The organism is Streptomyces sp. L2 (assembly GCF_004124325.1).
Lineage (GTDB): Bacteria > Actinomycetota > Actinomycetes > Streptomycetales > Streptomycetaceae > Streptomyces.
In genome coordinates this window covers 270,023-292,564 of record NZ_QBDT01000001.1, presented here as the reverse complement: position 1 = coordinate 292,564, position 22,542 = coordinate 270,023, and the positions used below count along the sequence as shown (strand labels likewise).

Below are 22,542 nucleotides of genomic sequence, written 5' to 3'. Positions count from 1 at the left end.
TGAGGCCATGCCAGCTCTCAACGTGGAGTTCAGCGACCGCGAGCTAGAGGACCTGAGGCAGATCGCCAAGGAGCGCGGTACGTCGATGAAGGCCCTCGTGCGCGAGGCGGCCGCGGCCGACATCGCCCGGCACCGGGCCCTGCAGGAGGGCGCCGAGGAGTTCCGGCGCTTCTTCGCCGCACACGCCGCGGAGTTCGCGGCCGCGTTCCCGGACGACGAGGCCCCCGCCAAGGGCGAGGCCGCCTGAGTGATGCCGCCCGTCCTCCACATCGACGTCCCCTGGCTGCTCCAGCGCCACGAGGAGGTCCTGCCCGACCAGCCGACGGTCGACGACTTCTCCGCGCTGGTCGCCGCCGTCGCCCGGCACCGCGTCGACCCGCCCCGGCTCGGCGTGGACTCCGACGCGGCCTGGCGCGCCGCCGCCCTCCTGCACACCCTCGCCCTGCTCAAGCCGCTGCCCTCGGCCAACGCCCGCTTCGCCTGCGCGACCGCGGTGGCCTACATGTTCGTCAGCGGCGTCGGCATCGATCCGTCCTACGGCGCCCTCGTCGACCTCGCCCGCGACCTGATGTCCGGCAAGACCGACGTCTACGGCGCGGCCGACCGGCTCCGCTCCTGGCAGATCTGACCAGGCCCCCGGAGCCGGCAGGGAAGCGGCCCCCCGGGGCCGCCGGCCGAGGGCGGGAGGAACGGGGCCGGCGGCCGTGTCGCGCGGGAGAGCCGCCGTTCCGCGCGAGGCCTCCGAGAAGGGCCGGACCCCAGTCCACTCCCGCCCCCCCGGGCACCGGGAGCGTGCGCGGCCGGGCGGTGCGTGCGCGCCCTTCACACGGGGCGCGCGGACGCCCCGCAGATGCGCCCGGAAGATGCACTGTTCAACCAGGCCACGGGCGTGTCGCCTGACTTTCCTTCAACACCGGTGATGTCGTACGGGCGCCTTGTTGCCTGTGTGGGAATTGTGCAAGGGTGGCGGCACCGGTGCGGAGGGTAACGGCCGGGGCTCATCGGGCAGTTGAGGAGCAGGACCGGCAGGAGCCGGTGCGTTCCCGCCCCCGCCACCGTCCGGAGGTGCGCAGGCACGCCTCCGCGCCACCGCTGAGCAGAACGCATCGAAGGAACCCGCTCCGTGTTCACCCCCCACCCCCCTCGCCCTCCGTTCCCGCCGCCCGGCGGCGATCCGGCCGAGTCCGACGAGTCCCTCGCCGCGCCGCTGCGGGCCGGCTCCGACGCCGAGGCCTCCCGCTCCGTCGCGCTGCTGATGGCCCGGCACTGGCGGCCCGTCCAGGACTACGCCGTCATCTGCCTGGCCGCCCCCGGCACCCTCGCCCACATGGTGACCGCCGCCGCCTTCCACCAGGTCCTCGGCCGGGTCGCGCTCGGCGAACCCGCCGAGGCGCTGCGGCCCCGCCTGCTCGTGGCCGTCCGGGACACCGTCCTGAACTGGTCCGGCACCGGACACATAGCCGCCGTCCTGCCCGGCCTCGGCAAACCCGCCGGCGGCCGCGGCATGCGGACCGCGAAGTCGCTGATACCGGAGAACCGGCTCCTCGTCGAACGCTCCTTCACCGGTCTTCCCCGGCTCGCCCAGGCGCTGTTGTGGCACACCGAGGTCGAGGCCGAGCCGGCACACGTGCCCGCCGGACTGCTCGGCATGGCCGCCGACGTCGCGGCCGCGGCACTCGCGCAGGCCCGCGACGCCTTCCGCGAGGGCTGCGTCCGCGCGCACCGGGAACTCGCGCCGAGCGTGGACTGCCGGCACTACAACCGGCTGCTCGACATCCCGATCCGCCGCGGCGGTGCCCTCCTGCCGGACGTCGAGCGGCATCTCGGCGAGTGCTCCTACTGCCGGCACGCCGCCGAGCAACTCGGCCATGTCGAGGCCGATCCCGGGGTGCTCCTCGCCGAGGCGATCCTCGGCTGGGGCGCCCGCCGCTACCTCGACTCGCGCCCCGGCCGCCGCCCCGGCCCGGCCCGGGGCACGTCCCGGCGCTCCGGCGGAGGCCGGCGTGGGAAACCCGGACCGCTGGCCCGGCTCCCCGCGCTCCCGGGACGCCGCCGGGGCGAGGGCGGGCCCGGTCCGCTCGCCCGGACCGGACGCGGGGAGCCCGGCGCCGGCTGGTCGTCCAGGACCCTGCTCACCGGCGTCGGCGTCGCCTCGGCCGCGCTGCTCGCCGTCGTCCTCGCCGTCAGCCTCTGGCCCGACGGCGGCGACGGCGATGGCTCCCACAACGCCACCGGCCCCCGTGCCGGTTCTCCGTCGGCCTCCGCCACCGGTCCGGGCGCGGCCGGCCTCCCCAACGCCGACCGGCGGACCCGGCTGCGCGACGTGGGCACCGGCCTCTGCCTCGACGTCAAGGGCAGGCCGGCGCCGGGCGCGAGCGCCGTCCTCGCGGTGTGCTCCACCGCCGGGACCCAGCAGTGGACGTACGACGGCGACGGGCTGCTGCGCAGCGCGGCCGGCCCCGGCCTGTGCCTGGACTCGCACGCCGACGCCGGCGTGGTCATCCTCGGCGCCTGCGCCGGCGCGAAGACGAAGCGTGGCGGTGACGTGCGCTACGAGCTCACCGGGCGGGGCGAGTTGCTGCCCCGCTGGGACACGACCCTCGCCCTCGCCCCGGCCGACGGGCAGGCGGGCGCGGACGTCGTCGTCAAGGTCCGCGACCACGCGCCCGGCCAGCGCTGGCGGACCGACCGCCCCACGGCGACCCCCGGTTCCCTGTCCGTCGCCGGCACCGCCGGACCGCCCGCACGTGCCGCCGAACCCACAGTCATCCAGGGCTAGGGCGTGTTGCGAAGGTCCCTCCCCCAGCCTTCGGCCGGGAGGTGCCCCCAGCCTCGCGACGCCATGCACCCGACGCCGCGCGGCCCGCCCTACGGGCGAACGACGGGACTTTCGCAACACGCCCTAGTCGACCACGTCCTGCGGTGCGGTGCCGGCCAGGAAGCCGAGGACGTTCTGGACCGCGGCCAGCGCGATGCGGATCACCGTCTCCCGGGTGACGCCCCCGACATGGGGGAAGAGGACCACGTTCGGGGCCCGCAGCAGCCTGCTGTCCGGCGCGGGCGGCTCCGGGTCGAAGACGTCGAGGCCCGCTCCGGCCAGGGCGCCCTTCTCCAGCGCGTCCGCGAGGGCGTCCTGGTCGATCAGGGCGCCCCGGGCCGTGTTGACGACGAACGCCGTCGGCCGGAGCAGCGCCAGCCGCCCGGCGTCCAGCAGGTGCCGGGTGTCCTCGGTGAGCGGCGCGTGCAGGGTGACGTAGTCCGAGGAGGCGAGCAGGTCCTCCAGCGGCACGAACCGGGCTCCGCCCAGCGCCTGTTCGGTCTCCTCGGGCAGCCGGTGGCGCCCCGTGTAGAGGATCGTCATGTCGAACGCGGCGGCCCGCCAGGCCACTTGGCGGCCGATCTGGCCGAGCCCCACGATGCCGAGCGTCTTGCCGGACAGTTCGGTCAGGCTCGGCTGGAGCCGGGGCAGCGCCCACTCGCCCGCGGCCAGCGCCTGATGGGCGGGCAGCACCTGCTTGGCGAGGGCCAGCATGAGCGCGAAGGTCTGCTCGGCCACGTTCTGGGCCTCGGCGCCACTGGAGCCGATCGTGCACACCGGGATCCCCCGGGCGCGGGCCGCGTCCGTGTCGACGTAGTCGAAGCCGTGGCTGGCGCACTGCACCAGCTCCAACCCGGGTGCCTGCGCGAGGTGTTCGGCGCTGACCGGGGCGAGCGCGGTGAGGATCACCCGGGCGGCGCGCAGCGCGTCCGGGTCCTCGCCGGCGGACTCGACGACGGTGACAGGGGCGTCGGCGGGGAACAGCCCGGCCAGTGCGGCGCCCGTGGCGCGACCGCCGACGTGCGGCGGTACCACGGCGAGGACGTTCTTCGGGGCGCTCACGCGGACTCCTCGGCGAGGTCGGCCCGCCCGACGCCGGCGGGGGAGGAATGGCCGGACAGGGCCAGGGTGAGATCCAGTTCGGCCAGCAGGCAGCGCACGACGTGCTCCACGCCCGCCTGCCCGTCCAGACCGAGCCCGTAGGCGTAGGGCCGGCCCAGCAGCACCGCCCGCGCGCCCAGGGCGAGGGCCTTGAAGACGTCATCGCCGGTGCGCACCCCGCTGTCGAACAGCACGGCGAGCCGGTCGCCGACGGCGTCCGCGATCCCCGGCAGCGCGTCGGCCGCGGCGACGGAACCGGCGACCTGCCGGCCGCCGTGGTTGGACACCACCACGCCGTCCATCCCGGCGTCGGCGGCGAGCCGGGCGTCGTCCGGGTGCAGGACGCCCTTGAGGACGATCGGCCCGTCCCAGTGCTCCCGCAGGAACGCCAGGTCCGGCCAGGTGTGGCTCGCGTCCCCGAACAGGCCCAGGAAGTGCAGCACCGCCGCGTTCGGGTCCTCGTGGACGGGCTTGGCGAGCCCGGCCCGGAACGCCGGGTCGCTGAAGTAGTTGGCGGTGCCCACCCCGTGCAGGAACGGCAGGTACGCCTGGTCCAGGTCGCGGGGCCGCCAGGACAGCAGCGGGGTGTCCAGCGTGACGACCAGCACCGAGTACCCGGCCGCCCGTGCCCGCCCGAGGAAGCTGCGCGTCACCTCGCGGTCCTTGCCCCAGTACAGCTGGAACCAGCGCTCGCCGTCGCCCATGGCCTCGGCGACCTCCTCCAGCGGGGTGCTGGACGCCGAGGACAGGATGTACGGCACGCCCTGCGCGGCGGCGGCCCGGGCGGCGGCGCACTCGGCGTCCGGATGCATGATCGAGAGCACCCCGACGGGGGCCAGGGCCAGCGGCGCCGGCAGGGCACGGCCCAGCACCTCGACCGACAGGTCGCGCTCGTGCACGTCCCGGAGCATGCGGGGCACGATGCGGCGCCTGGCGAGGGCCTCCCGGTTGGCGCGCGCGGTGCTGCCGTCGCCCGCGCAGCCCGCCACGTACCCCACCGGGCCTGGTCCGAGCCGGTGTTCGGCCAGCTCCTCCAGCCGGGTCAGATCGGTCGGCAGCCGGGGTACGGCGCCCGTCATCCCGTTCAGATAGATCTCGTACTGGAAGTCGGCCCAGTGCTTCGCCATCCGTCCGTCCCGCCTCTCCTCGCCGAGTACGCGCCGCCGGCACGTGCAGCCCGACGATACTGGCCGGTAGCCACGGATTCCGCCGGGGGTCCCGCACCCGCCGGACCCGTTTCTCCCGTCGCGGCGGTGACGACGGGATGTACGCCTCCTGACCGCAAGGGTTTGGTGAGGGGTTGGTGAAAGGTCGGGACGGAATGTTTCCGGCCGATTGAGAAAGCGGTGGCTTTCGGCCATCTGGCCGTTTCTCGCGATCAAGAACCGCTCAGTTATGGGGGTTACACGCTCAGTTTCCGTAACTTCACGCCACTGATTCAATACGCAAGGTTACTGAAAGCCATGGGGTCGATGTGTGTTTCCCCGGCGGACTCGGCAGAGTGGCGCTCGCCGCTCCGGCACCCGACCGGTCCGGGCGGCACCCTCGAAGTTTCAAGCGGAAGGATGCACACAATGCGGACCACCGCGCGCTGGGCAGCGACCCTCGGCCTCTCGGCCGCCGCCGTCTGCGGACCCCTGACCGGGGCCGCCGTCGCCGCGCCGCACGCCGCGCCGGCGTCGCTCTACGCCCCCTCGGCGCTGGTGCTCACCACCGGCCACGGCGACCAGGCGGCCACCGCCACCCCGGAGCGCGCCGTCACCCTGACGTGCGCCCCGACGGCCTCCGGAACGCATCCGGCCGCGGTTCAGGCCTGCGCCGAACTGCGCGGTGTCGGCGGCGACCTCGACGCGCTGAAGGCCCAGGACGGCGTGATGTGCACCAAGCTGTGGGACCCGGTCGTCGTCACGGTCGAGGGCGTGTGGCAGGGCAAGCGCGTCTCCTACGAGCGCACGTTCGGCAACGCCTGCGCGAGGGATGCCATCGGCAGCCTCTTCGCGTTCTAGAGACCGGGATCGCCGGTACCCCGTATCACCGGATCAGGCCTGCAACTGGGGAGTGCGGCTCTTCGGGCGGGGGACCTGCGATCTCGCACCGGGACCGACTGGGCGGAGTGGGGCCGCCCTCCGGTCACCGGGCACGCCGCCCCTCCCCGCGGTGGACTGTGGGGGTCCACCCGGGGAGCGGTGGCAGCACGTCGGCGCCTGTCCGGCCGCGATGGCCGGGCAGGCCCCTTTCATGTCCGGCGCCGGTGACTGGTGTCGCACCAGGGGTAGCGGCGGCTGCGCCGGCAGGTGCACAGGGCCACCCGGAAGCGGTCGGAGGAGACGACGGTGCCGTCCTCCAGCTCCACCTCCACCGGGCCCTCCACCAGCAGCGGGCCGCGCCGCCGCGCGGTGATCCGGCGCGGTCGCTCAGCAGGGTCGTTCGGCACGGATGACCACCAGCTCCTCCGTCTCGTCGGCCGCCGGCAGCAGACCGCTGCGGCGCAGCCGGCCCGCCCGGGACCGCAGGACCGGCCCGAACGCGATGCGGCGCCGCCGGACCACCGAGGCCCGCAGGCCCGCCGCCCGCAGCGCGTGCACGGTCCGCTCGGTGCCGCTCAGCGACGAGTGCACGATCAGCAGCACACCGCCGGCCTTCAGCAGACCGGGCGCGTCCCGGCAGATCCGGTCCAGCAGCAGCCGCCCGTCGGGGCCCGCGTCCCAGGCCCGCGCCCGGCCGCGCGGCGCGCGTACGGTGCCGGGCTCCGGCACGTAGGGCGGATTGGCGAGGATGAGGTCGTACGTCCGTCCCCGCACCGGGTGGAAGAGGTTGCCGCGGCGGATCCGGACCGGCTGCCGGGTCAGCCAGGCGTTCAGCCGGGCCGTCCACACCGCCGTCCACGACACGTCCACCGCGGTCACCTCGGCACCGCGCCGGGCGGCCGCCAGCGCCAGGGCACCGCTGCCGGTGCCCACGTCCAGCACCCGCGCACCGGGTCGCGGCGCCTCCGCGTGGAGGGCCTCGGTGAGGAGTGCGGTGTCGTCCTGCGGGGCGTACACCCCGGGAAGCACCAGAGCGATCATTTCGTACGAGTACCCGAGCGATCAGGATGTATGAGACATAACCGGATCAAGCGGAACCCGTAGTGCGGAGCGGCCCGCGCGCCAGTCGGTGAGCAGCCGCCGGGCCAGCCGGTCCTCCAGGTACTCCGTCGCGTCGATCCCGAAGGCGATGTCGGCCGACAGCTCCGGTTCCTCGTCCAGCAGGCCGCCGATCACGTCGTGGCGTACGACCTGCTCGTGCACCGCGTCGGCCTCGACGTGCTCGTCGTAGAAGAACTCGGCGGCCGGCCCGGCGCCCGTGCGGCGCATGGCCTCGGCGAGCCGGCGCGAGCCGGGGGAGGAGGTGATCTCGACGTCGGCGAAGTGGCCGACCAGGGCGCCGCGCAGGTCCCGGTGCAGCCCGAACAGCGACATCAGGTTGACGACGGCGAGCATCTCGGCCCGGCCCGCGTCCAGGTAGCGGCCGTACGCCGTGTCCAGGCCCAGGTCCGTCATCAGATCGGCGAAGAGGCGGGCGTGGACCCGCTCCGCCCGGCCGCCGCCGAACTCGTCGAACTCCACGGCCGCCATCGCCGCCTTGGCCCGTCCCCACAGCCGGGGCAGCACCCACGCGTGCGGGTCGGCCTCCTTCAGGTGGTACAGGGAGCGCAGGGCGGCGTACTCGCGCAGCTGCCACAACTCGCCCTCGTCGCGCAGGTGGTGGGTGACGCCGGTGCCTTCGACCGGCTCGACCAGGAGGGCACCGAGGGCCTCGTCGAGGCTGTCGTGCCCGGGGGTGTCGGCGCGCAGCGCGGACAGGAACCGCCGCTCCAGCGCGGCCCGCACGCGCAGCAGCTCCGGGTCCCACTCGTGGCCCGGGTCGACGCCCGCGAAGCCCCGGTAGTGCAGTTCGTAGCACACGTACAGGGCGAGCTGGAGGTCGTCGCCATAGGGGTCGGCCGTTTCCGCGCCGGAGGGGAGGGGCAGCGGGCCGGTGCCGGTCAGGTGGGCGGTGACCGCGGCGGAGAGCGGTCCCCGCGTGCCGGGCAGGCGGGGTTCGTGGTGGTTCATGGCGGCCGGGTACCCGCGAGCCCCGAGGACACCGTCCTCGGTTCCGGACGTGGCCGAGGGGCCGCCGTCTCCCTGCGGACGGCGGCCCCTCGGCGGCCGGCGGAGCGGGCTGTCACATGTGGGCGACCGCTGCGGCGCCCGCGTCCTGGCGCGGCACCCCGCGGCGGTGGAGCAGGAACGCGATCACCGTGCCCGCGGCGAAGAAGCCCGCCGACCACCAGAAGGCGGTGGTGTAGCTCTCGATCGTGGCCTGCGCCCGGACCAGCTTGCTGCCGGCGTCGTGTCCCGACAGGTAGGCGGTGGCGGCGCTCGCGGCGAGGGTGTTCAGCAGGGCCGTGCCGATCGAACCGCCCACCTGCTGCATCGCGTTGACCGTGGCCGAGGCGACGCCGGCGTCCTCCGCCGCGACCCCGCCGGTGGCCAGCTGCATCGCGGGCGGCATGACCAGGCCGAGGCCCGCGCCGATCACGATCACCTGGGGCAGCACCGCACTGGCGTAGTGCGAGCCGAGGCCGATCCCGGTCAGCCAGGCCATGCCGGCCGTGGCGATCGCGAAGCCCAGCGGGATGACCGCCTTCGGGCCGATCCGGGGCAGCAGGACGGTGGTGCCGAGCTGTGCGGCCACCATCAGGGCGCCGACCATGGGCAGGAACGCCACCCCCGTCTTCGTGGGGCTGAAGCCAAGATTGAGCTGGAGGTAGTAGGTCAGGAAGAGGAACACGCCGAACATGCCCGCGCCGCTGATCAGCACCGCGAGGAAGGCGGCGGCCCGGTCGCGGTCCAGCAGGATCCTGAGCGGCAGCAGCGGGTGCGCGGCCCGGGTCTGCCACCAGGCGAACGCGGTCAGCAGCAGGCCGCCCGCGAGCAGGAAGCCCCAGGTCAGCGGGGAGCCCCAGTCGTGGGTCTCGGCGTTGGAGAAGCCGTACACCAGGGCGAACAGACCGCCGGCCACCAAGGCCGTGCCGGGCACGTCCAGCTTGGCGCCGGCCGCGTCCCGGTGGCTGCCCAGCAGGAGCCAGCCGCCGGCGAAGGCGACGACCGCGATGGCCACGTTGACGTACAGCGTCCATCGCCAGTCGAACGCGTCGGTCAGCACGCCGCCGAGCAGCAGTCCGACGGCACCGCCCGCGCCCGCGATGGCGCCGTAGACGCTGAACGCGCGGGCCCGTTCCCGGGCGTCGGTGAACGTGGTGTTGAGCAGCGACAGCGCGGCCGGTGCGAGAAGGGCGCCGAAGACGCCCTGCAGGGCGCGGGCGACGACCAGCATGGTGAAGCCGTTCGCGGCGCCGCCGAGCGCGGAGGCCCCGGCGAAACCGACGACGCCGATGAGGAAGGCGGGCTTGCGTCCGAAAAGGTCCGCTATGCGGCCGCCGAGCAGCAGCAGGGAGGCGAACGCGAGCGCGTACGCCGTCACGATCCATTGCCGGTTGCCGTCGGAGAAGCCGAGGTCGGCCTGGGCGGACGGCAGGGCGATGTTCACGATGGTGGCGTCGAGCACGACCATCAGCTGCGCTACGGCGATGACCGCGAGGATCCACCACCGCCGGGCGGAGGCGTGGCCGGGGGCCGCCGCCTCCACGGGGGCTCCCGTGCGGGAGCCTCCGGTCAGGGTCTTCTGGGACATGGAGAACCACTCCAGGGAAGTCGTTCGGGAAGCCGTTCGGGAAACCGTCCCGCGGAAATAAACGAAACGGTTTCGTACACGACGAGGCTAGAACACTTTCAGCGAAACGGCAACGTTTCGTTTGCCGGGCCCGGAGAGGCAGGGGGCAGGCGGCGACGTGCGGTCCGTGCGGTCAGGCCGCGAAGACCCGCCGGAGGGCGGCGGCCAGCGTCCCCGCGTCGGCCGGGCTCACCCGCGCGGAGAGGTGTCCGTCCGGCCGCACCAGGAACGCCGTCGGCCCGTCACTGGCGTACTGGCTGCGGAACTCGCCCCGGCAGTCCCGCAGCACCGGCAGCGTGACCACGTGCCCGGCGTCCACCTGCTCGGGCAGCACGCAGTACGTCAGCAGCCGGCCGTGCGCCGACTCCTCGGCGCCCTCGGCGAGTTCGGGGAACCCCTTAGCGCCGTCGGAGGAGTCGGCGTACAGCAGCAGGACGTGATCGCGCTCGCGCAGCAGGTCGTGGAGGCGCAGCGGGAAGGCCGCGATCTCGTCCATCAGGCCGCCGCAGTCGGGGGCCCGGTCGCCCGGGGCCGGGCCGGACCCGGGCTCGGGCGACGGGTCCGGCTCGGTCAGCGGGCTGTCCGGGTAGGCGATGAGCAGCTGCGCCTCGCGCATCATCACGGTCGCGGCGTCCTCCGGATCGGCCTGCACGCCGTGCGCGGCGTGCCGCAGGGTGCGGCCCACCACTTCCTCGCCGACCGGCCGGCGCTCGGCGTCGTAGCTGGCCGGCAGCGTCGGGCGGGCGGTGCCGTTCGCCACGAGAGCCAGTTTCCAGGCCAGGTTGCAGGCGTCCTGGATACCGGTGTTCATGCCCTGGGCGCCGGTCGGCGGATGGATGTGCGCGGCGTCGCCGGCGACGAACACCCGGCCGTCGCCGTACCGGTCGACGAGCCGGTGGCTGATGCGGAACACCGACGACCAGCGCATCGCCGAGGCGGTGGTCGGCCGGGGCGACAGCCGGTCGATGACCGCCTGGATGTGCTCCAGGCCGGGGGCGCGGCCCGACTCCAGTCCGTGCGCGACCGCGTCCGGACCGCCCGGCTGCTCCCTCGGCGACAGCTCCGGCGGGACCATCATCGACATGCGGTAGCGGCACCGGCCGGGCAGCGGGATGCACACCAGGATGTCGTTCACCGTGCCGTCGTCCGCGCGGTGCATGGACCGCACGGAATACCCCGCCGGAAGGTCCCAGTCCACCTCCACGTCGGCGAGCATGTACTCCTCGGGCAGTGCGCCTCCCTCGAAGGACAGGCCGAGCGTCTTGCGGACGATGCTGTGCGCGCCGTCGCAGCCGATCAGGAAGCGTGACCGGACCTCGGTCTCCTCGCCGGACCGGGTGCGCAGCGTGCTGGTGACGCCGTCGGCGTCCTGCGTGAAGGACACCAGTTCCGTGCTCCGCTCGATCCGCGTGCCGTGCCGGGCCGCGGCCTCTTCGAGGATGCGCTCGGTGTCGTACTGCGGCAGGGCCGCGAAGCCGTACGGCACCTGCTCGGGCAGAGACAGGTCCAGCCGCGGCTGCTCGCCCCCGTTGACGTAGGTGAGCTGGCCGAGCATGGGCACCGCCGCGTCCAGTGCCGCGCGGGCCACCCCCATCCGGTCCCAGATCTCCAGCGTCCGCGGCTGGATCCCGACGGCCTTCGCGTACGGCAGCCGTCCGTCGAGCCGGTCGACGAGGCGACAGGGGACCTGGCGGCGACTGAGTTCCAGGGCGGCGGTCAGGCCGACCGGGCCGGCCCCGGCGATCAGTACCTCGGTGTCCGTCATGCGCTGCTCCCGCCGGGCGTCCGGGCGGTGGCCGGACCCGCTGCGCGGCTCCCGCGCGACCGCCCTGTGCCGTCTTGCCTGTCCGTTCCATGCTCACCCCGGCGCCCGCCACCCTGCGACTCGGCCCGGGGGAGCCGGACACGGTCAGGCCAGCTGCCTGCGCACCAGCTCGTGCAGCCGGCCGCCGGTGTCGGCGAGCAGGTCTGCGGGCGGGCCCTGCTGGACGACACGGCCGTCCTCCATGACGACGACCCGGTCCGCGTCCAGCACCGTCGACAGCCGGTGGGCGATCACGATCCGGGTGGCGTTCAGCTTGCGGGTGCTGTCGATGACCGTGCGCTGGGTGTCGTTGTCCAGGGCGCTGGTCGCCTCGTCGAAGAACAGGATCCGCGGTCGGCGGATCAGCGCCTGCGCGATCATCAGCCGCTGCCGCTGCCCGCCGGACACGGCGCCGCTGCCCGAGACGATCGTGTGCAGGCCCATCGGCATCCGCCGGATGTCCTCCGCGAGCCCCGCCAGCTCGGCGGCGGCCATGGCCTCCTCCGGCGTGTACGGCTCGGTGCCGCAGATGACGTCAAGGATCGAGCCGGTGAACGGCTGCGCGTGCTGCAGGACGACCCCGCACTGGCGGCGCACCGCCGACTGGTCCAGCGCCGCCAGGTCCTGGCCGTCGTACAGGACGCTGCCCGAGACCGGCTTGTCGAAGCCGATCAGCAGCCGCAACAGGGTCGACTTGCCGCAGCCGCTCGGGCCGACGATCGCCACGAACTCGCCCGGGCGGACCGCGAAGGACACGTCGTCCAGGACGAGCGGGCCGTCGTCGGCGTACCGGAACGACAGCCGCCGCGCCTCCAGCGCGCCCGACAGCGGACCGGGCCGGGTGCTGGCCGTGCGCACCTCGGGCGTGGCGTCCAGGACCGGCCTGATCTCCTCGAACAGCGGCAGCGCGGCCACCGCCGACACGAACGAGCCGGTGAGCTGGGTGACCGAGGTCAGCACCATCGTCACCGACGTGTTGAAGGTGAGGAACGCCGCCGCCGACATCGTGCCCTGCGCCGGACCCGCCAGCAGCATGAACATCGCCAGCGTGCACACCGGCAGATAGACCGCGCCCAGCACGGTGGTGAGGTTCTTGATCCGGCCGACCTTCTGCTGCAGCTCCCTGCTGTGCGCGAACTGCCGGGCCCAGGCCGCGTACGCGTAGTTCTCCGCCGCCGCGACCCGCAGCTTCGGCAGGCCCCGCAGCGTCTGGAACGCCTGGTTGTTCAGCTTGTTGCCGAGCACCACCAGCCGCCGCTGCCAGCGCACCTGCCACAGCCCGAGTCCCAGGAAGACGCCCCCGATGACGACGAGCATGCCGATCGCCGCCAGCGCCAGCGGCGCGCTGTACCAGAACAGCAGGCCCAGGTTCATCGCGCCGACCGTCACCGACTGGGCGACCACCGGGCCGACGCCCGCGAGCAGCCGGCGGATCGCGCTGATGCCCATGGCGGCGCTGGCCAGTTCACCCGTCGAGCGCTGCGTGAAGAACCGGGTGGGCAGGCGCAGCAACCGGTCCCAGACGGCCGGCTGGAGCGCCGCCTCGATACGGCCCTCCAGCCGCAAGATCGTCAGGTTCTCCAGCAGCGTGAACGCGGCCGACACCACCCCGCTCACCATCACCGCCAGGCACACCTGGACGATGAGGTCCTGCTGCGCCTTCGGCACGTACTCCCCGAGGACCTTGCCGGTGGCGACCGGCACCAGCGCGCCGATCGCCACCGTCACCAGCCCCGCCAGCAGGAGCCGCAGCACGTCGCCGCGGGTGCCGCGCAGGCTGAACCGCAGCAGCCCGAGCGGCCCGAGCCGCCGCTCGGGCAGCGGCCGGTAGAACATCACCGCGCGCGCCTCGAACTCCTCGGCGTTCTCCTTCTCCACCGGCGTCTCACGCCCGGTCCCCGGATGCACGGCCGCATAGCCGCCGCGCCGCCACAGCAGCGCCACCGGCGCCCCGGACAGCGCCCGGTGCCCGACCAGCGGGCCCACGTTCTCCCGCCACCAGCGCCCGTCCAGCCGTACGGCCCTCGTGCGCACGCGGGAGGCGAGTGCCACCCGCTCGACCGGGTCGAGGCGCTCGCTCTCCGCGCCGCCCCGGGCGGGCTCGGCGAGGGTGATCCCGGACGCCTCGGCGACCAGCGCGCAGGCCGCGTAGGTGGCGTCGGTGTCGGCGGCCGTCGTCCGGCGCGGCGAGCGCCGGCCGATGGACGCCAGCAGGGTCTGGTCGGCCTGCGCGCGGACCGCCTCACCGGCCTTGATCCCGGCGGCCGTCCGTGTCTCGTGGCTGCGCTCCAGCTGCTCGATCCAGCGGTCCAGCGCGGTCAGCAGCCGGTACTGCTGGTCGACCATGCTCTGCCACAGCGCCGGGTCCATCAGCAGGTCGGCCGCGGCCTCCGCGCCGTAGACCGAGCCGTACTGCACGCTGCCCGGCGGGACCTGCATCCAGAACACGTCGTCGTCGGAGGGCGCCGCCGTCCGCTCCTCGGCCATCGGCGCCTGGAAGAGGACGGAGAGGCCGCGGCCCACGCCCAGGGCGACGGCGTACTCCAGCGGGCTCGTCGCCGGCGGCACGTACTGCGGGTTGCCGTACTCGTCGTACGACCAGGTCTGGGTGTGGGCCGGCTGGTACAGCTCGCGCAGGTTGACCCGGTGCAGCACGCAGTCCCGCACCGGGCGGGCGACCAGGGTGTGCCGGGGCCCGGCGACCGGGCCGAGCAGCAGCGCGCCCGCCTCCAGCCGGCCCAGGTGGTGCCAGTGGCCCTGCTCGGCGGCGTCCACCGCGAACAGGTCCAGCGCGCCGGCCGCGACCAGCCACAGCACCTGCGGACCCTCCAGGTCGACGCGGGTGAACCCGGCGCAGTCGACGCGCGTGCCCAGCGCACCGAGCGCGCCGAGCACGAGGTCGCCGTCGTACCCCTCCTGAACCGACGTCATCTCACCGCTCCCTGACCAGCGCCGCGTACGCGCCGCCGCGCGCCACCAGCTCCTCGTGCCGCCCGCGTTCGACGACCGTGCCGTGCTGGAGCACGACGATCTCGTCGCTGTCGCGGACCGTGCTCAGCCGGTGCGCGATGACCACACAGGCGCAGCCGCGCCGCCGCAGGTTGTCCATCACGACCTGCTCGGTCTCCGCGTCCAGCGCGCTGGTCACCTCGTCCAGCACCAGGATGCTCGGGCGGCGCACCAGCGCGCGGGCGATCTCCAGGCGCTGGCGCTGCCCGCCGGAGAAGTTCCGGCCGTCCTGCTCGACCGGGCTGTGGATGCCGCCGGGCCGACGCGTCACCACGTCGTACAGCGCCGCGTCCCTCAGCGCCTCCACCACGGCCTCGTCCGGGACCGACGGGTCCCACAGCGCCACGTTGTCGCGGACCGAGCCCTCGAAGAGGAACACGTCCTGGTCGACGAAGGACACGGAGGCCGCCAGCGCGCCGCGCGGGATGTCCTCCAGCCGGCGGCCGTCGATCCGGATCACCCCGTCCCACGGCGTGTACAGGCCGGAGATCAGCCGGGACACCGTCGACTTGCCGCTGCCCGAGCCGCCGACCAGCGCCACCTGCTGACCCGGACCCACCGTCAGGTCGAACCCGGTCAGCAGCGGCTGGTCCAGCGGGCTGTACCCGAAGGCGATGTTCTCCAGCTCGACGTGCCCGTGCAGCCGGCGCGTCGAGTCGCCGGCGCCGGGGCGGGCGTAGAGCGGGTCGGCCTGGAAGTTCTCCACGTCCTTCAGCCGGGCCACGTCGGCGGCGAAGTCCTGGATGCGGCCCGCGACCCCGTTGAGCCGGGTCAGCGGCGCGGTGAACCGGGTGACCAGCGCCTGGAAGGCGACCAGCAGACCGACCGAGATGTGCCCCTCCACCGCCCGCATCCCGCCGATCCACAGGATCAGCGCGCTGTTGAACGTCGCCAGCGTCGGCGCGACCACGCCCAGCCAGGCGCTCGGCACCCCGAGCCGCTGCTGCTCCTCCAGCGTGGTGGCGTGCTGCCCGGCCCACTTGCGGAAGTAGCCGTCCTCGCCGCCGGTCGCCTTCATCGTCTCGATCAGCTGCAGACCCGTGTACGACGTGTTCGTGAGCCGGGCCGTGTCCGCGCGCAGCTTGGCCGTCCGGGTCGCGCGCAGCCGTACGGCTATGCGCATCGCCACCACGTTCAGCAGGGCCACGCCGATGCCGAGGAACGTCAGCTGCGGGTCGTAGGTGTAGAGGAGCACCGCGTACAGCACGACGACGATCGCGTCGACGCCGGCCGCCGCGAGGTCGCGGGCCAGGGTCTCGGCGACCTGGTCGTTGGACTGCAGGCGCTGCACCAGGTCGGCGGGGGAGCGCTGGGCGAAGAACGTCACCGGCAGCCGCAGCAGATGGCGCAGGAAGCGGGCGCTGGACAGGGTCGAGGAGATGATCCGGCCGTGCAGCAGATTGGCCTGCTGCAGCCAGGTCAGGGCCAGCGTGAGCAGCACACACGTGGCCATCGAGGCGAACAGCACGCCCAGCAGCGAGGTCTGGCCGCCGAGCAGGAACAGGTCGATGTAGGTGCGGCTGAGCGCGGGCAGCGCGGCGCCCACCCCGACCAGCAGCAGGCTGGCCAGCACCGCGGCGGGCAGGGCGCCCGCGGTGCCGCGCAGCCGGGCCGGCATCGCGCCGAGCACGCCCGGCCTGCGCCCGCCCCGGGTGAAGCTGTCACCGGGCTCCAGCACCAGCACGACGCCGGTGAAGCTGCCGTCGAACTCCTCCATGGGCACGAACCGGCGGCCCTTGGCGGGGTCGTTGACGTACACGCCGCGCCGGCCGAAGCGGCGCCCCATGCCGTCGTAGACGACGTAGTGGTTGAACTCCCAGAACAGGATGGCCGGCCCGCGCACCTCGGCGAGGGCGGCCAGGTCCATCTGCATGCCCTTGGCGGTGAGGCCGTAACCGCGGGCCGCCTTCAGCAGGTTGCTGGCGCGCGAGCCGTCCCGGGAGACGCCGCAGGCGATGCGCAGCTCCTCCAGCGGGACGTGCCGGCCGTAGTGGCCGAGCACCATCGCGAGCGAGGCGGCGCCGCACTCGACGGCCTCCATCTGCAGCACGGTGGGTGTGCGCACAGCGCGGCCGCGGGGCCGGGGGACCTGCCGCTTGGCCGGGGCGGCGCGTCTGCGGCCACCGGTCTCCTGCGCGGCGGTCACGGGAGCAGCCAGTCGACGGGGCGCTGGTCGGCCAGCTTGACCGAACCGGAGGCCAGGGTCATGGAGTCCAGCCGGTACGGCGGTCCGTCCGCGGACGACCAGCGGTAGCCGCTCTTCGTCGACGCCGACCGGTCCAGCGAGACCAGGACGGCGACCGGGCGCCCCTTGCGGGTGAACTGCTCGCCGAGCTGACTGTCGCCGAGGAACGCGGAGATCGACTGGGCGGACTGGGCCGCGCGGTCCACCGACTTCACGTGCCCGCGCAGCACGCCGTACCGCTGCGTGGACACCGAGGGCACGGTGAGGTCCACGGCGGCGTGCGCGGGGATCGAGGCGGCGTTCTCGGCGGGGACGTACACCGTCGCGTACAGCGGGTCGGAAGCGTGCGCGACCTTCTCGACCGCGGCCACGGCGGTGCCGGTGCGCACGATCTGCCCGATGGTGGCGGCGAGCGCGGTGACCCGGCCGGCGGCGACCGTGCGGACCATCGAATCGCCCTGCGCGGTACGGACCTTGACGACTGGGGCGCCGGCGGCCAGCCGCTCGCCCTGCTGGGCGAGCACGGCCGTCACCTGCCCGGACACGGGGCTCTGGAGCACATAGCTGCCCTGCCCGTGCGTGAGAACGGCCGGCGCGCTCACGGTGGAGGCGACCGAACCGGTCAGCGCCCACACGGTGGCGGCCGCCATCACCACGACGGTGACGGCCAGCGCGAGCCACCCCTGCGGGCGGGCCAGCCGCACGGGAAGATCCAGTTCTTCCGGCGACTGGAGTTTGGCGAGGGCCTGTTGGCGGAACTGCACGGAACTTCCCTCACCCGGGGAGAGACGACGTCACGGCATGTGTGCGGGCATCCGAGAGCCCCGGAGCCGAGGGACGGCTCCGGGACCCGCGGTGACACCTCGGTGCGGTCAGAGACCGGCGACCAGGTTGGTGACCGGCTGGACGTTCAGGCCGGTGACACCCTCGACGGTGCCGACGAGCGTGTCCGCCAGGCCGGCGACCGGGGCAACGCCGTTCAGGGCGCCGGTGGCGGTGTTGAGGGCGTTCACGGAGAGACCGCCGGAGATGCCGTCAAGGGCGGCGTCCGAGATCTCGGCGGTCTCGACCTGGGGGGTGGAGTTCATGGTGGAACTTCCCTTCGTATGGATATTTCACAAGGGGGGAGCGGCCCCCTCTGGGGACAGACGGACGGCCGCGAACGCGGGTGCCGGGCACCCGTCTCCGGGGCCCGCAGCGGCCCCCGCGATGCGAAGGATCAAAGCACGCACGCGCGGCCCCCTTCCACTCAAACAGGGCTCTCACCAGCACACTTGGCTCCGGGAGCCACCTAACCGTGCAGGTGTGCGCACGGCATGTCGGCGACTCCTTCACAAGCCGCACGGCATCGGTACGGCACGCCCCTTGCCCAGCGGAGGCGGAATCCGGCACTCCGCCCCAAAGGCGTTTTGAGGGGCGCGCGGATGTGCAGATCCCCTGGCCGCCGTGACCCGCTTGGGCATTCGATGTGCAGATTCGCTGAAGCCGGGATTCCGGTACGTGTCCGGAACCGACCGTTACCGATCGGTAGCCGAACGTGTCGGGCGAGGGCTCTTCGGTGCGCGGCTGATTCGCCTCCGTGGGACGGGAGTTGACGCCCCGCGTTGAACGCGCCACGCGAACCGCCCGTACCTACAGCCATCCAGGCGCCCCCGATCACCTGCCGACAGCGGCAGACCCCCGTCCCCAGGAGGTCGAGAAGTTGAGTCACAAGCGAATGCCCAAGCGCAAGGCCGCGATAGCGGTGGGCGGCGTCGCGGCGCTCGGAGCGGCGGCACTCCTGCTGCCCAACGCCATGGCCTCACAGGACCAGGGCAAGGCCTCGAACGCCGGCGGCACCGCCCGGACCCTGAAGGCCGCTGACGCCTCGGACCTCGCCGCCCGGTTGCAGAAGACGCTCGGCGACTCGATCGCCGGCACCTACTACGACGACGCGAAGAAACAGCTCGTCGTCAACGTCGCCGACGGCGACGGCACGGCGGCCGCACAGGCGGAGAAGGCGGGCGCGGCTGTCCGGCACGTCGCCAACAGCACCGCCGAACTCAAGGCCGCCGCCCACACCCTGAAGACCCGGGCGACCGTGCCCGGCACCGCCTGGGCCGTCGACCCGCGCACCGACAAGATCCTGGTCACCGCCGACAGCACCGTCACCGGCGCCAAGTGGGACAAGGTGCGGTCGACCGTGCGCGGTCTCGGCTCCGGCATGGCGACCCTGAAGAAGTCCTCGGGCACCTTCAAGACGTTCCTCTCCGGCGGCGACGCCATCTTCGCCCAGGTGCAGGGCGGCGGTGTCCGCTGCTCCCTCGGCTTCAACGTCACCGCGTCCGACGGCAGTCCGGCCTTCCTGACGGCCGGTCACTGCGGGGTGGCCGCCAAGCAGTGGTCCGACTCGCAGACCGGGCAGCCCCTCGCCACCGTCGACCAGGCCACCTTCCCCGGGAACGACTTCGCCCTCGTCAAGTACGACGACGCCACCACCCAGGCGCCCAGCGAGGTCAACGCCGGCAACGGGCAGACGGTGCAGATCACGCAGGCCCAGGACGCCACCGTCGGCGAGACCGTGTTCCGCATGGGCTCGACCACCGGTCTGCACGACGGCCAGGTCACCGGCCTCGACGCCACGGTCAACTTCCAGAGCGAGACCGACCCGGGCGGGGTCGACACCGTCAACGGCCTCATCCAGACCAACGTCTGCGCCGAGGCCGGCGACAGCGGCGGCTCCCTCTTCACCCAGGACGGCGGCGCGGTCGGCCTCACCTCGGGCGGCAGCGGCGACTGCACCAACGGCGGCGAGACCTTCTTCCAGCCGGTGACGGCGGCGCTCCAGGCCACGGGCGCCACGCTGGGCGGCGGCGCCGGGGGCCAGGCGGGCGCCGGGGACCAGTCCGGTGCGGGTGACCAGTCGGGCTCGGGGGCTCAGGCCGGTGCCGGGGACCAGGCCGGAGGCGACCAGACCGGTGGCACGGCCGACCCGTCCGCCACCGGCGGTGACCAGAACGGCGGCGGCCAGGGCCAGGACCAGGGCGCGGGCCAGCAGGGCTCGGGCGACCAGGGTGCGGGCGACCAGTCGGGTGCCGGGGACCAGTCGGGTGCCGACGCCCCGTCCTATTCCGGCGGGAACGACGGGTCGTCCCTCACCGGGACCAACTGACCCGTCCGCTCAGGGGACCGGCGACAGGCCACGGCACCGCCGTCCCGACCCCGTGACCGGGGGCCCGCCCCACCGGGTCTCCCCCCAGCCCCCGTCCGGCCCCGCCCGCGGTTCCGGCCGGCGGGGAACGGTCCGGCCCTCCGCCCGGAGGGCCGGACCAGCGGCGGCTGTGCCCTCCCGGCCGTCAGCCGGCCCGGCGCGCTCGCAGCGGTCCGTCGGCCGGGCGCGCTCCGGGCGGTCCGTCGGCCGGGCGCGCTCGCAGCGGTCCGCCGGCCCGGCGCGCTCCGGGCGGTCCGTCGGCCGGGCGCGCTCGCAGCGGTCCGCCGGCCCGGCACGCCCGGCAGCCATCAGCCGACCGGGCAGGCCCTCAGCAGCAGCACCGCGACATCGTCCACGAGTTCGCGTGCCGACGCGGCGTGGGCCACCAGGTCGTCGGCCAGCTGTTCCAGGGGCCGGTCGCCGATGTCCGTCAGCAGAGAGCCGAGATCGGCCAGGGCGTCCTCGATGTCCAGGCCGGGGGACTCGACGAGACCGTCGGTGTAGAGGACGAGGAGCGAGCCGGGGGAGAGGGACACCTCCGTCGTCGGATACGTCGCCTCCGCGTCGATGCCCAGCAGCGGCCCGCCGGCCAGGTCCAGCACTTTCACCCGCCCGTCCGGCCTCCTCAGCAGCGGCGGCGGATGCCCCGCCCGCGCCATCACGGCCCGCCCGCGCGCCGGGTCCAGCCGCAGGTACAGGCAGCTGGCGAACAGATCGACGCCGAGGTCGATGAGCAGCCGGTTGGTGCTGCGCATCACGTCCTCCGGCGCCTGCCCCACGGTGGTGTACGCCCGTACCCCCGTGCGCAGCTGCCCCATCAGCCCGGCCGCCGTCACGTTGTGTCCCTGCACGTCCCCGATCACCGCCGCCGCGAGGGGCCGGCTCGGCACCAGGTCGTAGAAGTCGCCGCCGATCTCCAGACCGCGCGTGGCCGGCACGTAGCGGGCGGCCGCCTCGATGCCCGGCGGTGCGGCGAGGGTGCGCGGCAGCAGCGCTTCCTGGAGGCCGTGGGCGAGGCGGAACTTGGCGTCGTAGAGCTGGGCCCGCTCCAGGGCCTGGGCGATCAGGCCGCCGAGGCTCGTCAGCACGGCCCGCTCGTCCGCGGGGAAGGGGTGCGGCTCGGCGTACGCCAGCACGCACGTGCCCACCGGCCGTCCCGACGCGATCAGCGGCAGGTACGCCCACGCCGCGTACCCGTCCGGCGTGTCGCGCCGCTCCGGGTACAGGCGTTCGAGATGCTCCCGGGACTCGAAGAAGCCGGGCACCCCGCTGCTCAACGCCTGCGTGCCCGGGGCGCGGTCGCTCAGCGGCCGGCCGTCGTAATGCTCCACGACCCGTGGGTCCGCGTAGCCGCGGTGCCCGAGCAGGTGCAGCCGCCCGGCCTGCGAGCCGAGGACCACCAGGGCCTGGCTGCCGACCGCCGGGGCGATCTCGTCCGCGACCAGCTGCACCACGTCCTGCACGCCCACCGCCTCGGTCAGCGCTCCCGCGAGACTCAGCACCTGGGAGATGGTCACCAGGCGGGACGGGCCGGACGCGGGTTTAGGCGCCGCCTGCGCCAGCTGGGCGACCGCGCGGGCGCGGCTGATCCGCACGCTGAGCCCGGTGGTGGTCGGATACAGCCGGAACGACAGCCACTCGCCGGGCGGCCGCAGTGCCACGAACGACGTGACGTGCTGGCTGATCAGCGCGGCCCGGTACCGGTCCTCGTACATCGGGTCGTTGAGCCACGGCACCGACACCCACGGCAGCGTGCCGAGGAGTTCACCCGCGGGCCGGCCGAGCAGTTCGGCGGCGGCGGAGTTGGCGAAGGCGATTCGGCCGTGCAGGTCCAGCGACACCAGTCCGTACGGCAGCCGGGCCACCATCCGGGCCGCCTCGACCGAGGCCGGCGTGTCCGTCGAGCCGATCGCCGGCGCGGCCAGCAGATCGGCCTCGTCGCCCAGCGGCCGGCTCTCCTCGGCGGCCCGTTCCAGCCGCGTCGCCAGCCGGTCGCAGGCCGCCGTCAGATGGTCCCGCTCCCGGTCGGACAGCTCCGGCGCATGCGATCCGGGCCAGGTCAGGAACACCGCGCCGTACACCTTCTCCGGTGTCGCCAGGGGCAGCGCGGCCAGCGCGAAGGGATACGGCAGCACCACCGCGATGCGCGGGTAGCGGCCGGCCATCTCCTCCTCGCCGCCCACCCACACCAGCCGCCGCTCCCGCGCCGCGTCGGCGACCGGGATCGGCGCGCTCAGCCCCACCCGCTCCCACGGCGCGGCGAACGCCCGCGGCAGCCCCGCCATCACCGCCATCTCCAGCACCGGCTCGTCGGTCCGGAGCAGGTACACGGCACCGGAGTGCGCGTCGACCTCCTCCATCATCGAGGCCAGCGCGACGGACAGCACCGGGCGGCGCACCCGCCTGCCGGTGGCCACCGCCGGCCTCGGCCCGTCGGACACGCCGACCACCTCCTCGTACGGCCGCGCGTTCATCCGGGTCAAGACTCCCTCGTACCGGCGATCCGCGCACGGCGAACGCGGAGCGGTGCACACCGGACACGCCGGCCCGGGCACGGGTCCGCGGGGGAGGGGAAACCCTGCTGCGTACCCCGGCCGGCCCGGGCCATGCCCCCGCAGTGGAAGCGCGCGGTGGCGTACGGGCGCCCTGCGTGCGCCCCCGCGCATCGTGATGGC

At 74.1% G+C, this 22,542-nt stretch carries 17 protein-coding genes; 5 read left to right on the top strand and 12 right to left on the bottom strand.

Translation table 11 applies throughout. The features are described 5' to 3' along the window. Positions 1 to 7: 7 nt before the first annotated feature. The 3 genes from DBP14_RS01235 (at position 8) to DBP14_RS01225 (ending at position 2,779) form a co-directional block, all read left to right on the top strand. Positions 8 to 247: a hypothetical protein gene (locus DBP14_RS01235; RefSeq protein ID WP_129305200.1), complete on the top strand. Its 240-nt coding sequence runs from the start codon at positions 8 to 10 to the stop codon at positions 245 to 247. A 3-nt stretch (positions 248 to 250) separates the two neighbouring features. Continuing rightward, on the top strand, positions 251 to 628 hold the full coding sequence (locus DBP14_RS01230; protein ID WP_129305199.1) for a toxin Doc: 378 nt from the start codon (positions 251 to 253) through the stop codon (positions 626 to 628). 495 nt (positions 629 to 1,123) lie between these two features. After that, entirely contained in the window at positions 1,124 to 2,779 is a 1,656-nt protein-coding gene (locus DBP14_RS01225) for an RICIN domain-containing protein (protein ID WP_129305198.1), read from the top strand. Positions 2,780 to 2,902: 123 nt separating this feature from the next. Here the strand turns inward: DBP14_RS01225 and DBP14_RS01220 are convergent, their stop codons facing one another. Together DBP14_RS01220 and DBP14_RS01215 are read right to left on the bottom strand one after the other, a co-directional pair. Next, the gene (locus DBP14_RS01220; protein ID WP_129305197.1) at positions 2,903 to 3,880 is read right to left on the bottom strand and encodes a 2-hydroxyacid dehydrogenase; all 978 of its coding nucleotides are present in this window, start codon (positions 3,878 to 3,880) and stop codon (positions 2,903 to 2,905) included. Next, on the bottom strand, positions 3,877 to 5,046 hold the full coding sequence (locus DBP14_RS01215; RefSeq protein ID WP_129305196.1) for a lactate 2-monooxygenase: 1,170 nt from the start codon (positions 5,044 to 5,046) through the stop codon (positions 3,877 to 3,879). Before DBP14_RS01215 ends, DBP14_RS01220 begins: the two co-directional genes overlap by 4 nt. Positions 5,047 to 5,493: 447 nt before the next feature. Here DBP14_RS01215 and DBP14_RS01210 point away from each other — a divergent pair, with 447 nt between their 5' ends. Continuing rightward, on the top strand, positions 5,494 to 5,925 hold the full coding sequence (locus tag DBP14_RS01210; protein WP_129305195.1) for a protease inhibitor: 432 nt from the start codon (positions 5,494 to 5,496) through the stop codon (positions 5,923 to 5,925). 230 nt (positions 5,926 to 6,155) lie between these two features. Here the strand turns inward: DBP14_RS01210 and DBP14_RS01205 are convergent, their stop codons facing one another. The 9 genes from DBP14_RS01205 to DBP14_RS01165 form a co-directional block, all read right to left on the bottom strand. Next, positions 6,156 to 6,353 carry a CDGSH iron-sulfur domain-containing protein gene (locus DBP14_RS01205; protein WP_129305194.1) on the bottom strand — a complete coding sequence of 66 codons (198 nt, stop codon included), beginning with the start codon at positions 6,351 to 6,353 and terminating at the stop codon, positions 6,156 to 6,158. Then, positions 6,334 to 6,987 (bottom strand): HemK2/MTQ2 family protein methyltransferase, encoded by a 654-nt coding sequence (locus tag DBP14_RS01200; RefSeq protein ID WP_129305193.1) that lies wholly within the window; start codon positions 6,985 to 6,987, stop codon positions 6,334 to 6,336. Before DBP14_RS01200 ends, DBP14_RS01205 begins: the two co-directional genes overlap by 20 nt. A 21-nt stretch (positions 6,988 to 7,008) precedes the next feature. Then, complete coding sequence (locus DBP14_RS01195; RefSeq protein ID WP_129305192.1) at positions 7,009 to 8,016, bottom strand: iron-containing redox enzyme family protein; 1,008 nt, start codon at positions 8,014 to 8,016, stop codon at positions 7,009 to 7,011. Positions 8,017 to 8,128: 112 nt separating this feature from the next. Next, complete coding sequence (locus tag DBP14_RS01190; RefSeq protein WP_129305191.1) at positions 8,129 to 9,640, bottom strand: MFS transporter; 1,512 nt, start codon at positions 9,638 to 9,640, stop codon at positions 8,129 to 8,131. A gap of 172 nt (positions 9,641 to 9,812) precedes the next feature. Further along, positions 9,813 to 11,444, bottom strand: a complete 1,632-nt coding sequence (locus DBP14_RS01185; protein ID WP_129305190.1) for an FAD-dependent monooxygenase — start codon at positions 11,442 to 11,444, stop codon at positions 9,813 to 9,815. Positions 11,445 to 11,588: 144 nt separating this feature from the next. Further along, a complete protein-coding gene (locus DBP14_RS01180; protein WP_129305189.1) occupies positions 11,589 to 14,414 on the bottom strand; it encodes an NHLP bacteriocin export ABC transporter permease/ATPase subunit in 2,826 nt (941 codons plus the stop codon). A gap of 1 nt (position 14,415) precedes the next feature. After that, positions 14,416 to 16,638 (bottom strand): NHLP family bacteriocin export ABC transporter peptidase/permease/ATPase subunit, encoded by a 2,223-nt coding sequence (locus tag DBP14_RS01175; protein ID WP_129305188.1) that lies wholly within the window; start codon positions 16,636 to 16,638, stop codon positions 14,416 to 14,418. Beyond that, positions 16,635 to 17,441 (bottom strand): HlyD family efflux transporter periplasmic adaptor subunit, encoded by an 807-nt coding sequence (locus DBP14_RS01170; protein WP_129305187.1) that lies wholly within the window; start codon positions 17,439 to 17,441, stop codon positions 16,635 to 16,637. The genes DBP14_RS01175 and DBP14_RS01170 overlap by 4 nt, the downstream gene beginning before the upstream one ends. Before the next feature lie 108 nt (positions 17,442 to 17,549). After that, positions 17,550 to 17,765 (bottom strand): type A2 lantipeptide, encoded by a 216-nt coding sequence (locus tag DBP14_RS01165; protein WP_129305186.1) that lies wholly within the window; start codon positions 17,763 to 17,765, stop codon positions 17,550 to 17,552. A 614-nt stretch (positions 17,766 to 18,379) separates the two neighbouring features. On the opposite strand from DBP14_RS01165, the gene DBP14_RS01160 reads away from it, so the two are divergent. Then, positions 18,380 to 19,828 carry a S1 family peptidase gene (locus DBP14_RS01160; RefSeq protein WP_241740759.1) on the top strand — a complete coding sequence of 483 codons (1,449 nt, stop codon included), beginning with the start codon at positions 18,380 to 18,382 and terminating at the stop codon, positions 19,826 to 19,828. Positions 19,829 to 20,175: 347 nt separating this feature from the next. On the opposite strand, the gene DBP14_RS01155 is transcribed toward DBP14_RS01160, so the two are convergent. Next, positions 20,176 to 22,341 carry a SpoIIE family protein phosphatase gene (locus tag DBP14_RS01155; protein ID WP_129305185.1) on the bottom strand — a complete coding sequence of 722 codons (2,166 nt, stop codon included), beginning with the start codon at positions 22,339 to 22,341 and terminating at the stop codon, positions 20,176 to 20,178. Positions 22,342 to 22,542: the final 201 nt, after the last annotated feature.

Coding starts and splice junctions, on each gene's coding strand:
- DBP14_RS01235 (WP_129305200.1), top strand. CDS start 8: ATGCCAGCTCTCAACGTGGAGTTCAGCGACCGCGAGCTAGAGGACCTG.
- DBP14_RS01230 (WP_129305199.1), top strand. CDS start 251: ATGCCGCCCGTCCTCCACATCGACGTCCCCTGGCTGCTCCAGCGCCAC.
- DBP14_RS01215 (WP_129305196.1), bottom strand. CDS start 5,046: ATGGCGAAGCACTGGGCCGACTTCCAGTACGAGATCTATCTGAACGGG.
- DBP14_RS01210 (WP_129305195.1), top strand. CDS start 5,494: ATGCGGACCACCGCGCGCTGGGCAGCGACCCTCGGCCTCTCGGCCGCC.
- DBP14_RS01200 (WP_129305193.1), bottom strand. CDS start 6,987: ATGATCGCTCTGGTGCTTCCCGGGGTGTACGCCCCGCAGGACGACACC.
- DBP14_RS01195 (WP_129305192.1), bottom strand. CDS start 8,016: ATGAACCACCACGAACCCCGCCTGCCCGGCACGCGGGGACCGCTCTCC.
- DBP14_RS01190 (WP_129305191.1), bottom strand. CDS start 9,640: ATGTCCCAGAAGACCCTGACCGGAGGCTCCCGCACGGGAGCCCCCGTG.
- DBP14_RS01185 (WP_129305190.1), bottom strand. CDS start 11,444: ATGACGGACACCGAGGTACTGATCGCCGGGGCCGGCCCGGTCGGCCTG.
- DBP14_RS01180 (WP_129305189.1), bottom strand. CDS start 14,414: ATGACGTCGGTTCAGGAGGGGTACGACGGCGACCTCGTGCTCGGCGCG.
- DBP14_RS01165 (WP_129305186.1), bottom strand. CDS start 17,765: ATGAACTCCACCCCCCAGGTCGAGACCGCCGAGATCTCGGACGCCGCC.
- DBP14_RS01155 (WP_129305185.1), bottom strand. CDS start 22,341: ATGAACGCGCGGCCGTACGAGGAGGTGGTCGGCGTGTCCGACGGGCCG.